At 28.9% G+C, this 14,519-nt stretch carries 11 protein-coding genes; 1 reads left to right on the top strand and 10 read right to left on the bottom strand.

Annotated features, from left to right (window positions below):
- Positions 1–10 precede the first annotated feature (10 nt).
- From RWS90_RS00355 to RWS90_RS00335, 5 genes are all read right to left on the bottom strand, one after another.
- Positions 11–1,450, bottom strand: coding sequence for a tetratricopeptide repeat protein (locus tag RWS90_RS00355; protein WP_314547913.1), 1,440 nt, complete (start codon positions 1,448–1,450; stop codon positions 11–13).
- Between the two features lie 38 nt (positions 1,451–1,488).
- Positions 1,489–1,992, bottom strand: a complete 504-nt coding sequence (locus tag RWS90_RS00350) for a PTS glucose transporter subunit IIA (protein WP_314547912.1) — start codon at positions 1,990–1,992, stop codon at positions 1,489–1,491.
- Between the two features lie 453 nt (positions 1,993–2,445).
- The gene (gene ftsY / locus RWS90_RS00345; protein WP_314547911.1) at positions 2,446–3,513 is read right to left on the bottom strand and encodes a signal recognition particle-docking protein FtsY; all 1,068 of its coding nucleotides are present in this window, start codon (positions 3,511–3,513) and stop codon (positions 2,446–2,448) included.
- A gap of 172 nt (positions 3,514–3,685) precedes the next feature.
- Positions 3,686–5,185 (bottom strand): lysine--tRNA ligase, encoded by a 1,500-nt coding sequence (lysS, locus tag RWS90_RS00340; protein ID WP_314547910.1) that lies wholly within the window; start codon positions 5,183–5,185, stop codon positions 3,686–3,688.
- Positions 5,186–6,595: 1,410 nt separating this feature from the next.
- Positions 6,596–7,243, bottom strand: coding sequence for a GDSL-type esterase/lipase family protein (locus RWS90_RS00335; protein WP_314547909.1), 648 nt, complete (start codon positions 7,241–7,243; stop codon positions 6,596–6,598).
- A gap of 171 nt (positions 7,244–7,414) precedes the next feature.
- Between RWS90_RS00335 and RWS90_RS00330 the strand changes: the two genes are divergently transcribed.
- Entirely contained in the window at positions 7,415–8,320 is a 906-nt protein-coding gene (locus RWS90_RS00330) for a cation diffusion facilitator family transporter (protein ID WP_314547908.1), read from the top strand.
- A gap of 38 nt (positions 8,321–8,358) precedes the next feature.
- Here the strand turns inward: RWS90_RS00330 and RWS90_RS00325 are convergent, their stop codons facing one another.
- The 5 genes from RWS90_RS00325 to RWS90_RS00305 all read right to left on the bottom strand — a co-directional run bounded on the left by RWS90_RS00325 (position 8,359) and on the right by RWS90_RS00305 (position 14,519).
- On the bottom strand, positions 8,359–9,042 hold the full coding sequence (locus RWS90_RS00325; protein WP_314547906.1) for a YjjG family noncanonical pyrimidine nucleotidase: 684 nt from the start codon (positions 9,040–9,042) through the stop codon (positions 8,359–8,361).
- A gap of 256 nt (positions 9,043–9,298) precedes the next feature.
- Positions 9,299–11,089, bottom strand: a complete 1,791-nt coding sequence (locus tag RWS90_RS00320; RefSeq protein ID WP_314547905.1) for an ABC transporter ATP-binding protein — start codon at positions 11,087–11,089, stop codon at positions 9,299–9,301.
- Complete coding sequence (locus RWS90_RS00315) at positions 11,082–13,235, bottom strand: ABC transporter ATP-binding protein (protein WP_314547904.1); 2,154 nt, start codon at positions 13,233–13,235, stop codon at positions 11,082–11,084. The genes RWS90_RS00320 and RWS90_RS00315 overlap by 8 nt, the downstream gene beginning before the upstream one ends.
- Positions 13,222–13,686 (bottom strand): MarR family winged helix-turn-helix transcriptional regulator, encoded by a 465-nt coding sequence (locus RWS90_RS00310; protein WP_314547903.1) that lies wholly within the window; start codon positions 13,684–13,686, stop codon positions 13,222–13,224. The genes RWS90_RS00315 and RWS90_RS00310 overlap by 14 nt, the downstream gene beginning before the upstream one ends.
- A 224-nt stretch (positions 13,687–13,910) precedes the next feature.
- Positions 13,911–14,519, bottom strand: a complete 609-nt coding sequence (locus tag RWS90_RS00305; RefSeq protein WP_314547901.1) for an ATP-binding cassette domain-containing protein — start codon at positions 14,517–14,519, stop codon at positions 13,911–13,913.

Here is a 14,519-nt window from a genome sequence, read left to right as displayed (position 1 = left end):
TTATCTCACCTTAAAACTTGTTCATTTCCTCAAGCAGATTTTTATTTTTTTCTCTACCATCTAAATCATATGCTTTTTGAGCGTACTCTTTTGCTTTAGAGTAATTCCCTTCTTGTCGCTCAATGACAGCTAAATTATAGTAAATCGGTGCAAATGTATTGTCAAAATTAAGCCCATCAAGAAATACTTTTTTAGCATCTTGTTTAGTTGCAGTAGTCATTTTCACCATACCAAGTTCATAATATGTTAAAATAGATTTATTTTTTGAAGTTAACTCTTTTTCTAAGTTGAAAATATCTTCATCAGAATATGTTTTAACTAACCTATTATCAACTCTTCCAGATCTATACCTATTCACTACATTTTTTGTGTTAATTCCAGTAAACAACAATACTTCTCCTATAACACTAAGAATAAGCATCATAACAAATGTAATGTACATATTTTTTTTCTTCATAAGGAATAATTCTAAGAAAACTCCTAAGATAAAAGAAAAAATATACAATACTATTGAAGTTTCAAATAATAATGTAACTATCGCTAAATAAACAATTAAAATAGCACCTGAATACATAAATTTTAAATTATCATTTTTCTTAGTCAATTGTTCCATAAATAACGATCCTAATATCGCAATATTAGACACTAAAGCAATATCAAGTACACCTGAATAACCAAATACCAATAACAAATTAAAAGCAAAAGAAGCAACAAATAAAATACCTATACTCTTTAATATATTTAATGTGTTATTAAATAAAACAGACGTAATAAAAATTATTAAAAGTAATATAAATAATTTCATTGAGTTGTCAATTATAAATACACTTGTGAACATTCTATAAAATTGACCACTTATTATTTTTTGATAACTATAGTCTACATACTGATATAACGATGCGTTTTTATTAGATAAATAAACCACCATGTAGTTTACTAAAAATAGAACTAAATAAATTACTGACAACGCATTATACTTAATATTAAATAAATTTTTATCTAAGGTTTGGCGTTTATAGAGTTCTACCACTCTATTTTTGTAACGTAGTGTATCTGGAGTATCTTCTATAAACTTCTCGTCTTTCTCTTGTAAAAATAGTTTACTATTTTTTTGATTATAAAGTATTCTTTCTATTATTAAACTATTTGATATTCTATATTTTTTGTAATCTTCCAAAATTTCATCAAATTCTGGAGAAACATATAAGATTTTCATCTTTAAACTACTTAGTTTAAACATTTTTTTAAGTCTAACTTCGTTTCTAATAACATTAGAAACAATGCTATCAATTTCTGTTGATTTAAAACTATCTCCATATATAAATCTTATTAATTCGTTATCTTTATTAATAAGCCACACATCTTTTTTTTCAGGTCTATAATATAAAATATTGTAATTATATTTCGTTATATATAGATAAATTATCTTCCAAAATTTCTTATCATTCATAATTCGCCACTAATAGTAAAACTTAAATAGACCTAGGTCTATTTAAGTTTTACTTTTGCTACTTCTTGTGAGAAATCAACTGTTTCATTTAATTTTAATACTTCGATACTTGCTACTGCATCCATGTTAGTAATTACACAAGGAGTAATAATATCCTTAGCTTTTTCTTTAACTAATTCTAAATCATAAGTTAATAAAGTTTGACCTACTTCTACTCTATCTCCAGCAGATACTGCTACTTCAAAGCCTTCACCTTTCATAGCAACTGTTTCTAATCCAACGTGGATAAGAATTTCTACATCTCCTGATTTGATACCAAAAGCGTGTTTCGTTGGGAAAACTTGGATAATTTCTCCAGCAACTGGTGAAATTAATTTTCCTTCTTCAGGAATAATAGCAAATCCATCTCCCATCATTTTTTGAGCAAATACTGGGTCTGGTACTTCTGTTATATCTACTACTTTTCCTTTCATATATGAGCTTAATACTACCTCATTTGTTTGTTCTTCTGTTTTTCCGAATAATTTAGATAAAAATCCCATTTCAATCCTCCATATATTATTTACCTTCTTAATATATCTATTATATACTTTTATTGCATATTTTTCAATTATTTTTGAAAAATTATTTGAAATTTCATGTCAAAAATTCACTTTAGGAATTTACTATTTTACTTCAAAATATTTCTTTAAAATCAGCAGTGAAAAATTATTTTTTCTCACTATATAAACTTATAAAAAATGGATGCCTCCTGTACAATACAGGATAACATCCACTTGTCTAAACTAAATATATATGTGTCCAGAATATCCAGAATATTAGGTACACAGCAAAATCGATTTTGTCAAGTCACCCATGCTAAATTTATTAGATATCTAAAAACTTTTATAAAGCAAATTTAGATATCAATAAACCACTGCGCCTATTAGTTCTCATATAAACTTTTTTAATATTTAGAACTTTTGGAGTGTCCCGACTCATTTTTCTATTTAATTTTAGTTATTATGCTCTTCTTTTTCTTCTTTTTCTTTTGAATTTTCTTGATAGAATAATCCATAAATATATTGTTCAGGATCAAATACTTCTAAATCATCAATATTTTCACCTAACCCCACTAGCTTAACAGGAATACCTAGTTCTTTCTTAATAGCAATAACTATACCACCTTTAGCGGTTCCATCAAGTTTAGTAAGAATAACACCTGTTACATCACTAACTTCTTTAAACGTTTTAGCCTGTAAGATACCATTTTGTCCAGTTGTCGCGTCAATTGTTAATAGTACTTCATGAGGACCTTCTGGAACTTCTTTTTTGATTACTCGGACAATCTTTTCAAGTTCTTTCATCAGGTAATCTTTGTTTTGTAGACGACCTGCTGTATCACATAGTAGTACATCATAACCTTTTGCTTTGGCAGATTGAATCGCATCAAAAATTATCGCTGCTGAATCAGCACCTTCATGTGATTTAACTATATCAGCTCCGCTTCGCTTAGCCCAAACATCAAGTTGATCTATTGCTCCTGCTCTAAACGTATCTCCCGCAGCAATTAGAACTTTTTTTCCTTCTTTTTTAAGATTGTGTGCTAATTTACCTATAGATGTTGTTTTACCTACTCCGTTAACCCCTACAAATAAGAATACCGAAAGTTCTTTTTCAGAAGCGTAGTTAAGTTCAGATTTTACTGTTCCTTCCATATATACGTCCACTAATTTTTCGATAATCATGCTTTGTAGTTCACTTGGTTCTTTTAAATTCTGACGTTGTGATTCTTCTTTCAAGTAATCCACTAATTCTAGTACAGTATTATAACTTACATCTGATTGAATCAGTAATTCTTCCAAATCCTCAAAAAACTCTTCATTTATTTCTCTATATGAACTAATTAAGTTATTAAGTGCATTAGTGAAATTATCACGTGATTTTTTAAGTCCTTTTTTAAATTTTTCCGTTACAAACTGACTTTCGACGAATTCTTCATATTCGTCAAGTGAAATCAGTTCTTCATTTAATTCTTCCTTAGCAGAAAATTTTTCTTTTAATCTTTCAAAAAAGCTTGCCATTGGATACTCCTTATATATCTTTTTATATGATAAAAGGGAGACTAAGCTCCCTTTAATTTTCTATTAAAGCTTCCTAATTTTTAGGGAGTTTTAATTTTTTTATTTTATTTTCTTATAAGTTTTCCCTTTTTTATTGGATACCCGCCAAAAACTTTGATACATCAATATTTTCTTATTTATGTTTCATGTATGGGAACAGCAGTACGTCACGAATTGAAGCTGAGTTAGTTAATAACATAACTAATCTATCAATTCCGATTCCTAAACCACCTGTTGGAGGCATACCGTATTCTAATGCTTCTACGAAGTCTTCGTCCATTTCGTAAACCTCTTCGTTACCAGCATCTTTTTCATCCATTTGAGCTAAGAATCTTTCTTTTTGATCGATTGGATCGTTTAACTCACTAAATGCATTTGCATGTTCACGTCTAACGATAAATAGCTCAAAACGATCAGTGAATCTCGTATCTTCTGCATTAGTTTTAGCTAATGGAGATACTTCAACTGGATGTCCATAAACAAATGTTGGTTGCACTAATGTTTCTTCTACAAATGTTTCAAAGAATTCATTAATAATGTGACCAACTTTCATATCTTTTCTAACTGGAACATTGTGTTCTTTAGCTAATGCATGAGCTTCTTCATCAGTCATTTCTTTCCAGAAATCAACTCCAGTAACTTCTTTAATTGCATCTACCATGTGAACACGACGCCATTTTGGTGTTAAATCAATTTCATCTTCACCGTACATAACTTTTGTAGTACCGTGAATTTCATTACAGATGTATGCAATCATAGACTCAGTTAAATCCATAATATCATTGTAATCAGCATATGCTTCATATAATTCGATCATCGTAAATTCAGGATTGTGTCTTGTCGATACACCTTCGTTACGGAATGCACGCCCGATTTCATATACTTTTTCTAAACCACCAACGATTAATCGTTTTAATGGTAATTCAAGTGCGATACGCATGAATAATTGCATATCAAGTGCATTGTGATGAGTTACGAATGGACGAGCTGCAGCCCCACCAGCAATAGAATGCATCATTGGTGTTTCCACTTCTAAATATCCACGCTCATTTAAATAACTACGCATAATTTGAATAATTTTTGAACGTAAAATGAATGTTTCCTTACTTTCTTCGTTCATAATTAAGTCTACATATCTTCTTCTATAACGCTCTTCAACATCTTTAAGTCCGTGGAATTTATCTGGTAGTGGACGTAGCGCTTTTGTTAAAATTTCAAATTTATCAGCTTTAACAGATAATTCGCCTACGTTAGTTTTAAATAGTACTCCAGTTACTCCTACGATATCTCCAAGGTCAAGTGTTTTGAAGTATTCATAAGAATCTCCAACTCTATCTTGACGAACGTAAATTTGAACTTGACCACCTAAGTCTTGAACGTGAGCAAATCCTGCTTTACCTTTACCACGTTTTGTCATAATACGTCCTGCAATAGTCACAGAGATATTTTTTTCTTCTAATTCTTCTTTGCTGTATTTATCATATTCTGCTACGATTTCATTTGAAAGGTGAGTTCTTTCAAATTTAGTTCCAAATGGATCTAAACCACTTTCTCTCATAGCCTCCATTTTTTCACGACGAACAAGCATTTGATCACTTAAATCTTGCACATCTACTTTAATTTCTTCTGTCATGTTAAATTCCTTTCTAGTATAATCTAGTATTTTTAATCATTACTCCTTATTATAACATATTTTCAATGATTTTGTTAAATCTTACGAAGAATTTTATTAAATTTTTCAACTCTAATAAAAGAGACTGACCAAAAAATTCTACATTTTTTAAAATTTATATGAAAATCCATAGACACATCTGTTTATCGATATATAAATTCACTTTATAAAAGCTTTTTATATATTTAATAAACCTTGTGGGAATTACTCGACAAAATTGATTTCTCTAAAATCACAATTTTTTAGTCACTCCCATTCAAGTTATACAGTCTACCTTTATTTAATTGATATTAAAATATTTTTTTGATAAAATATCATTGTAACTTCTATCATTTTATTTAGAAGGTTAAAGTTATCCCCCTAGTATCTTACTACGGAGAACTTCAATATTTATTTAAAAAGCAAGTTAAGTTAAAAATAATAATACGGAGGAAACAATGTGATAAACTATATTTTAAAAAGAGAAAATATACTGGTAACTTTTTATACAATTTCATTATCTTTATTAGTAAGTAGATTCTCAATAGAATATTTATTTTTAGATAAATCATTATATAACTTCTTTAATTTTATCCTTTTATTTATTATTTTTTTTAATAGTTGGTTATTAGAAGTAGTTCATTTAAACAGATATGGAAAAGGTAGTTTTTTGAATTATTTCTTTTTAGCACTACAGATTCTCATCATTTTAAATCTACTAATAAAAAATACTCTGAACACTAAAGAAATCCTCGCTACATTAGTTCTATTAGCAGTAACTTTAAGCGTTCAACATATAACTGAGTACATTTTAACCGACAAAAAGAATCTTATGATAAAAAAACTTACTGAGCCATTTTGTTACATTCACACGGTACGGACTTTAACTCTACTATTAGGCTTAATATTCATTGATTATTATTTCTGGTTTATACTTCTTACTTTTACGATAAGTCAGCTATTTCCAAGTTTTATATCTAGGAGTATCCATGTGAAAGATATTAATTTTCATCACTTAACTAGCCATTTATTTATAATGACTAACTTCATTGCTTTTTCTTTGGCATTAAGTGATTTAAAACTTAACATTCCTACCAGTAGATATTGGTTAATTTATATTATTTTTATCATTTTACTAATTATCTATTATAAAATATTTAAAACAATCGATAGAACTTTAACCAAACAGTCAGGCAATACCTATATAATTGGCATATATTTTACAATACTAGAGTTAATATTTATCAACTTGTTTTTCGTTTTAGAATACGATTGGAAATACTTTCTACCGTGTTACGCTTGCGGCATCATAAGTAATCAATGTTTTAACAAATACAAAAAATAGAAATCGATAGTAACCATCTAATTTAGACAGTTACTACCAATTTCTATTTATCTTGCTTCTTCGTAATCTAATATTTCTGATACTTTACTTGCAATATACTTCGCTAATTTTTCATGATTTTTGTCATCTAAGTGAATGCAGTCTACTAATGAAGTCTCTGCCACACGCCCAGCATTTAAAAAGTCAACTTCATATTTGTCACTAACTTCTTTAAATGTTTGAGCTAAGAATTTTGATTGTTTTAAACTATTTTCATCAAAATTACCAAATAGACTTTGTCTTTCTACTATTTCATCACGAAGTGGAACTGGTGAAACAACTAGAATCTTAGGAATTTTATAAGTAGGCATTAAATGAGGATTTCTAATATATTTAATGTATTCTTCAATTCCGCTAGAAATGTGTTTTGCACTTGGATTAAATTGCTTTTTAAGGTCATTTGTTCCTAACATAATTATTACTAATTCAACAGGTACGTGGCTAAGCATTAAAACTGGTAAGGTATCAATACCACATCTTACAGGCACTATTGTATCTCTTGCTGTAACAGTTCTTCCGCAAAGTCCTTCTTCTATAATAATGTCATTAGGGCGCAACTGTGCTAATAAATTAGTCCAACGTTTTTCTGATCTTACTCCATCTTCTCCTGGTACATATCCCCAAGTATTACTATCCCCAATACATAAAATACGCATAATTTTCTCCACCTTTATCCTTTTAAATTCTTCTTAATTTTATCAAACTAATATAAAAAAATCAATAGAACCCGGTGATAAAAGTACTAATAATTGTTATCAATGCAGTATCTTTGCAATATATTTTTTATCACATTATAATAAGGATATTACAAATATAAGGAGGACAAAATGATACAAACAAATTTTCATCATAAAAAACATTATAAAATTCAAGCATATTCAAAGAAAGTACTTTATACAACATTAATTTTAACAACAAGTTTTGCATTATTAGAATACATTGGAGGACTACTTTCTAATTCATTAGCACTACTAGGTGATTCTTTCCACATGTTCTCTGACGTTATTGCGTTAGGATTCAGCTTAATCGCATTACTATTTAGTTCTAAAAAACCAAATAAAAAATATACTTTCGGTTTTGTTAGGTTAGAAGTCCTAGCTGCTTTTATTAACGGTTTAATGCTAGTTGGAATTTCTATTTACTTAATTTTCGAAGGTTTTATGAGATTCTTCAATCCTAAAGATATTGATTTCAAATCAATGCTTATAATTTCTACAATCGGTTTAATCTTCAATATTGTAGTAACTATAATTTTAACAAAAAGTTTAAAAGAAGAAGACAATCTTAATATACAGAGCGCATTATGGCATTTCCTTGGCGATTTAATCAGCTCAATAGGAATTATAATTTCATCAACAATTATTTACTTCACTAACTATCAAATTGTCGATGTTATTATGAGCATTATCATCAGTATAATTCTTTTCAAAGGTGGTTATAAAATTACTAAATCATCATTTGTAATTTTAATGGAAGCCACTACTCTAGATACTGAAGAAATTTACAATAAAATTAAAGAAATAGAGGGCATTGCAGACATTCATGAATTTCATATTTGGCATACCGATACGAATGAAATTAACGCAGCAATGCACATATTATTAAATGAATATCACACTACTAAAGATTATACAATTATAGAGAATGTTAAAATTCTTCTGCAAGAAAAATATGATATCGAACACTGTTTTATTGCATTAGAGCACATCGAATACAACGATCATACTATATAAAAAAAGGGAGCGACTCAATTTTGAGTCAGCCCCCTTTTTTATATATTTAACAAGTCTATTGTCTTAACTATTTTATAAGTAGGATTTATCTCAGGGTTTTCAATACCATGAATATCTACTAAACAACTATCAATTCCTACATTATTAGCACCTAATATATCTGAAGTTAGAGTATCACCTATCATTAAAACTTCACCCTTATCTTCTACACCGATTTCTTTAAAAATAATATCAAAAAACTCGCTATCAGGCTTCTTACTTCCTATTTCCTCGGAAATAAAAATCTTCTCAAAATACTTATTAAGATTATTATTTTTAAGTCTAGTATGTTGAGTAACTCCAATTCCATTCGATGCTATGTATAATTTATGAGTTAAACTTAATTTTTCTAACATTTCTACAATACCCTCAAAAAGCTGATTTCCTTCAGCTAGATAACTTCTATACCTATTATCTATCTCACTACCATCGACTTTCATATTAAATAATGCAAAAAATCTTATAAATCTCTTACTCGTAACTTCTTTATTTGAAATTTCACCACGTTCAAAACTTCTCCATAAAGATTTATTTATCGTTTCGTATTGTTCAAACAACTCATCGCTGTATTCAATATTCTCATCTTCTAATAATTTTTTGAAAGCTAAAGTTTGAGCCTTACCAAAATCTAATAATGTATCATCTAAATCAAATAATAAATATTTATACTTATCTAAAATCATTTACATACTCCATATTGTTATTCTCTTTTCATTATAACATAGATTACTAGCACACAAAATTAAATTTATAAAAATAACGAATAAAACTTGCCCTAATCAAACTATTTATTAGCACATCATGTAAAATGCATTAAATTTTGCTTTAGATACTAGCAATTAAATCACCTCCTTTATAGTCAGAATGTCAAATAATATAAAACAACACAGCATATCAAAAAAAGACATCTAGAGCCTCACCTCTAAATGCCTTTTAGTTTTATTCTGCAAATTGACTTTGATATAATTCTGAATAGAAACCTTTTTGTTTCAATAATTCATCATGGTTACCTTGTTCAATAATATCTCCATCTTTTAATACTAATATTTTATCTGCATTTCTGATTGTCGATAAACGGTGAGCTATAACGAATGTAGTACGCCCTTCCATAAGTTTATTCATAGCTTTTTGAATTAGTACTTCTGTACGTGTATCTACACTTGAAGTTGCCTCATCAAGAATTAATATCGGTTTATCAGCAAGTATTGCACGAGCAATAGTTAAAAGTTGCTTTTGACCTTGTGAAATATTTGAAGCTTCTTCATTTAGTTCCATGTCATAGCCACCCGGTAATGTTTTAATAAAGTGGTGAATGTGAGCTGCTTTAGCCGCTTCTATTACTTCTTCATCTGTGGCATCTAAACGACCATAACGAAGATTCTCCATTATCGTACCTTTAAATAACCATGTGTCTTGCAGTACCATTGTGAAGTATGAACGCAATTCAGATCTATCTAGTTTAGAAATATCTTTCCCATCAATGTAGATATTTCCTCCATTAATATCATAAAATCTCATAAGAAGTTTAATCATCGTTGTTTTACCCGCACCAGTAGGTCCAACAATCGCAACCATCTCACCTTTTTTAACATCACTAGTAAAGTTTTTGATAATTACTTGATCTTCTACATATCCAAATTTTACTTTATCAAATACCACATTACCTTTTTTACTTGTAACTGTTTCTAGTACTTCTGCATCTTGTTCATTTTTAGCATCTAAAAACTCAAATACTCTTTCACCAGCAGCAGCCATTTTTTGAATTTCTGACATAGACTGAGCTATTTGACCTATTGGTTGAGTAAAGTTTCTTATATATTGGATAAATGCTTGTATATCCCCTACACCAATAGTTCCTTTAGAAACTAATAATCCACCTGAGAATACAATACCTACATAACCAAGGTTTCCTACAAAGTTAATCACTGGAAACATTAGTCCTGAGAAGAAGTTCGCTTTCCATGAAGATGTATATAATTGGTTATTTTTATCATTGAATTCTTTAACACTTTTTTCTTTGTAGTTAAATGCTGCGATAATATTTTGACCTGAAAAACTCTCTTCGACCTGCCCATTTACATCTGAAAGCATTTTTTGTTGGCTTCTGAAATATTTTTGACTCCATTTTGTTATAGCACCTAGTAGTATTCCTGAAACAGGAATTAAAGCTAACGCTATTAGTGTCATGACAGGACTAATTGTAAACATCATTACTAGTACTCCAAGTACCATTGCAGTATTAGTAATTATCTGAGTAAAACTTTGGTTTAATGATTGTCCTAATGTATCTACATCATTAGTTACTCGAGATAGAGTTTCACCTACTGTACGTTGTTCAAAATATCCAACAGGTAATGTATTTATTTTTTTACTAATTTCTTTACGAATATCATATGTCATTTTTTGAGAAATATTACTCATTAACCATCCTTGAATAAACATAAACAGTGATGACAGTATGTATAAACCTAATACAGTAAGTAAAATTCCCGCTATTTTTTCAAAATTTATACTACCTTCATTACTAATTTTGGCTACTAACCCTTCGAATAATTCTGTAGTTGCACGTCCCATGATTTTAGGGCCTACTATACCAAAAACAGTACTCGCTAATGCAAAGAATACTATCAAAATACTTGAAACTTTATACTGTGTAAACATCAATTTGATAATTCTTTTTAACGTTCCGGAAAAATTATTAGCTTTTTCTATTTTTTGATCTCTAGCCATGATGTTTACCTCCTTTTTGTAATTCTTCTTCACTAAATTGACTTTCTGCGATTTCTAAATATGTTGGACATGTTTCAAGAAGCTCTTGGTGTTTTCCAACTCCCACTATCTTACCTTCATTCATTACGATAATCTTATCAGCATTTAAAATTGTTGCTATACGTTGTGCAACTATGATAGTAGTCACTCCAGACATTTCTTCTCTTAAAGTTTTTCTTAATTTTACATCTGTTTTGTAATCTAGAGCTGAAAAACTATCATCAAAAAGAAGTATCTTAGGATTTTTCGCTAAGGCACGAGCGATTGAAAGACGTTGTTTTTGCCCTCCTGAAACGTTAGATCCACCTTGTGAAATTTCACTTTTAAACTTATCTTCTTTTTCATTAATAAACTCTAATGCTTGAGCAATTTCAGCAGCTTTTTTCATCTGTTCATCAGTAATATTTTCATCAGAGAATTTGATATTTGATTCAATATTACCGCTGAATAAAACTCCTTTTTGAGGAACAAATCCTAAAATATCTCTAAGTTTACTTAAACTTATATCTCTAATATTAACTCCGTCAATTGAGATTTCACCTTCACTAGCATCGAAATATCTTGGAATTAAGTGAAGCAACGTAGATTTACCACTACCCGTACTTCCTATAATTGCAGTAGTTTTTCCTGCTTCTGCTTCAAAGCTAATGTTACTAAGCACCGGACTATCAGCTCCATCAAACGTAAAGCTAACATTATCAAATTTAAGATTACCTACTACATCTTGAAGTTTACTATCATCAACATTCACACTATCTACCACAGTTACCTCGGTAGCCAGTACTTCATTTATACGACCGGCTGCAACTTCAGCACGTGGTAATTGCATCATTAAGAATGTAAAGAATAAGAATGACATTACTATTTGCATTGTATATGTTATAAATGCCATCATATCCCCAACTTGAATACTACCAGCATCTATATTTTTTCCACCAACCCAGATTATTAATAATGCAATACCATTCATAATTAACATAATCATCGGCATAAGTGCTGATAAAGTTCTATTGATGAAAAGTTGTTCATTTTTTAAAACTGTATTTTCTTTATCGAATCTTTCTTCTTCATATTTTTCACGACCGAAAACACGGATTACAGAAATACCAGTTAATGCTTCACGAGTTACTAGGTTTACTTTATCTATAAGTTTTTGCATTATTTTAAATTTAGGCATTACTAAAAATGAAATTACACCTAATGTTAACCCTAAAATACCTACACCTAATGCAATTATCCAAGTCATTCCAGTATCGGTTTGTGTAACTTTATAAACTCCGTATACTGCCATCATCGGTGCATAAATTGCAATAAATAACATCATATTTAAAGCATTCTGAATTTGTTGAATATCATTTGTACTTCTGGTAATTAGTGAAGCTGTAGAAAATTTATCAATATCTTGTTTAGAAAATGATAGTACTTTGTTATAAAGTTTTTCTCGCAAGTTATAAGCTATTTTTGAAGAAATTCTACTAGCAATAAAATTCGAAATAATACTACCAATACCTGAAATAAATGTTACGATTATCATCATGATTCCTACTTCTTTAAGGTAATTTTTTCTAATCTCATTAGTATCAATTCCTACATTATTTCTATATTCTTCTTTCACATAGCGAATACCAGCTTGTTTTGTAATCATATCAGCTGAACTTCCTAAATCACTAATTGATTTATTCTTTTGTTCAATTAAACTATCTTTCTTAACTAGTCCTAGTTTGACACCTTCTGCAACCTTATCTAAATCTAAGTTTTCAGATTTTGCACCAGATACAACAGTCATAGTATTTTTTAATATATCATTTAATTCCCTACGTTCTTGATCATTAATACTATCAAGTTTAAATACATCACCATCTTTAGTATATTTAGATGTGACTTTCTTTATTTCATCATCAGTCATAAATAATTGTAACTCATTAAACGATTTTTGACTAATTTTCTCAGGAACAGCATCTTGGATACCACTTTGTTGAATACCTTTATCGACAATATTACTTGTATATGTCGGAAGTGCTAGCTCTGCTACAACACGAACTCCTATTATCACAACTAAAAATATCATCGGTACCAAGAAACCTTTTAAATATTTAATCAGTTTCATTGTTTTCCTCCTTATCAGATAATTCTTCTCTAAAAATCTCATTTACTCGAGATAATAATATATCAAACGCTTCTTTTTCCCTTACATCAAATTTATTCCAAATAGATTGGAACCATTCTTCATAAGCTTTTCTATGTGATTCTATGCATTCGACTCCTTTTTCAGATAAACTAAGATATTTTTTCCTTTTATCTTTTTCATCTATACTTTGAACAACAAAATCTTTTTCTAGTAATTCACTTACAAGTGCTGTAACTCTAGGTTTTGTCACATGTAGTTCTTCACCTAATTCCTGCATCGTAATTTTTTCTTTATAAGACAAAAATAACATTGCTTGAAATTCAGGTTTTCTATACGGTGCATCACTTTTCTTATGAAATCTTTTCATTATCAACCTAAATTCTTCCATCATATCCATTGCTTTATGATATGAAATTTCCTCTACGCTCATTTTCTATCTCCTTTAATACTCATTAAATTAGTTAATATTGTTAACTAATTAGTTAACCACGTTAACTATTATATTTCATTTTAATCTTTAAGTCAATAGATAATTTGAATTTTCCCATGCCACTAATTTACTATACAACAAAAAAAGAGAAATCCAAAAATCAAATTCCTGATTTCTAGATTTCCTTCTTCTTATTCCAATAACTACTTATTTTAAATAATTTACTAATTGAGTTTTATCACTTCATCACATAACTCTTCAATATCAGATTTTATATGTGAAGTCAATATTATTATTCTATCATTTTTTATATAACTTTTTAGAAATTCTCTTGTTTTAATCGCCATTTTTTCGTCCAATCCATTAAAACATTCATCTAAAATTAAATTTTTTGGATTTGACATAAAAGCTTGTATTAGATATAATTTTTGTTTTGTTCCTAAAGAGAGTTTTCTGTACTTTTTATCTTTGTACTTATATAAATCATAAAAATTTAACCAATATTCTATATCAATTTGTTTTTTATTATCTGAATAACTTTTTATAATCTCAAGATTTTCCATAAGTGTAAAATCTTCCATAAACTTTGGATTCTCTATAATAATTCCTGCACTCTCTATAAAATTATCTTTGTTTCTTAGTTTCTTTTTATTTTGATATACACCACCACTCGTTAGTGACGTATATCCACATAAACATTTCATTATTACTGTTTTTCCACTTCCATTTTCTCCAACAAGACCATATATTTTCCCGGGTAAGAATTTTAAATTTAAATTCTCAAAAATTACCTTCGTTCCATATTTTTTTGTACCATTTATAATTTCTAACAT

This window comes from uncultured Gemella sp. (assembly GCF_963529685.1).
Lineage (GTDB): Bacteria > Bacillota > Bacilli > Staphylococcales > Gemellaceae > Gemella.
Note: the sequence above shows the minus strand (reverse complement) of the source record. Positions and strands in the feature narration are given on the sequence as shown.

What these genes read in the sequence shown, in the direction of transcription:
- RWS90_RS00350 (WP_314547912.1), bottom strand. Translation starts at nt 1,992, where the DNA reads ATGGGATTTTTATCTAAATTATTCGGAAAAACAGAAGAACAAACAAAT.
- RWS90_RS00335 (WP_314547909.1), bottom strand. Translation starts at nt 7,243, where the DNA reads ATGCGTATTTTATGTATTGGGGATAGTAATACTTGGGGATATGTACCA.
- RWS90_RS00315 (WP_314547904.1), bottom strand. Translation starts at nt 13,235, where the DNA reads ATGAAACTGATTAAATATTTAAAAGGTTTCTTGGTACCGATGATATTT.
- RWS90_RS00325 (WP_314547906.1), bottom strand. Translation starts at nt 9,042, where the DNA reads ATGATTTTAGATAAGTATAAATATTTATTATTTGATTTAGATGATACA.
- ftsY (WP_314547911.1), bottom strand. Translation starts at nt 3,513, where the DNA reads ATGGCAAGCTTTTTTGAAAGATTAAAAGAAAAATTTTCTGCTAAGGAA.
- RWS90_RS00330 (WP_314547908.1), top strand. Translation starts at nt 7,415, where the DNA reads ATGATACAAACAAATTTTCATCATAAAAAACATTATAAAATTCAAGCA.
- RWS90_RS00355 (WP_314547913.1), bottom strand. Translation starts at nt 1,450, where the DNA reads ATGAATGATAAGAAATTTTGGAAGATAATTTATCTATATATAACGAAA.
- lysS (WP_314547910.1), bottom strand. Translation starts at nt 5,185, where the DNA reads ATGACAGAAGAAATTAAAGTAGATGTGCAAGATTTAAGTGATCAAATG.
- RWS90_RS00320 (WP_314547905.1), bottom strand. Translation starts at nt 11,089, where the DNA reads ATGGCTAGAGATCAAAAAATAGAAAAAGCTAATAATTTTTCCGGAACG.
- RWS90_RS00305 (WP_314547901.1), bottom strand. Translation starts at nt 14,519, where the DNA reads ATGTTAGAAATTATAAATGGTACAAAAAAATATGGAACGAAGGTAATT.
- RWS90_RS00310 (WP_314547903.1), bottom strand. Translation starts at nt 13,686, where the DNA reads ATGAGCGTAGAGGAAATTTCATATCATAAAGCAATGGATATGATGGAA.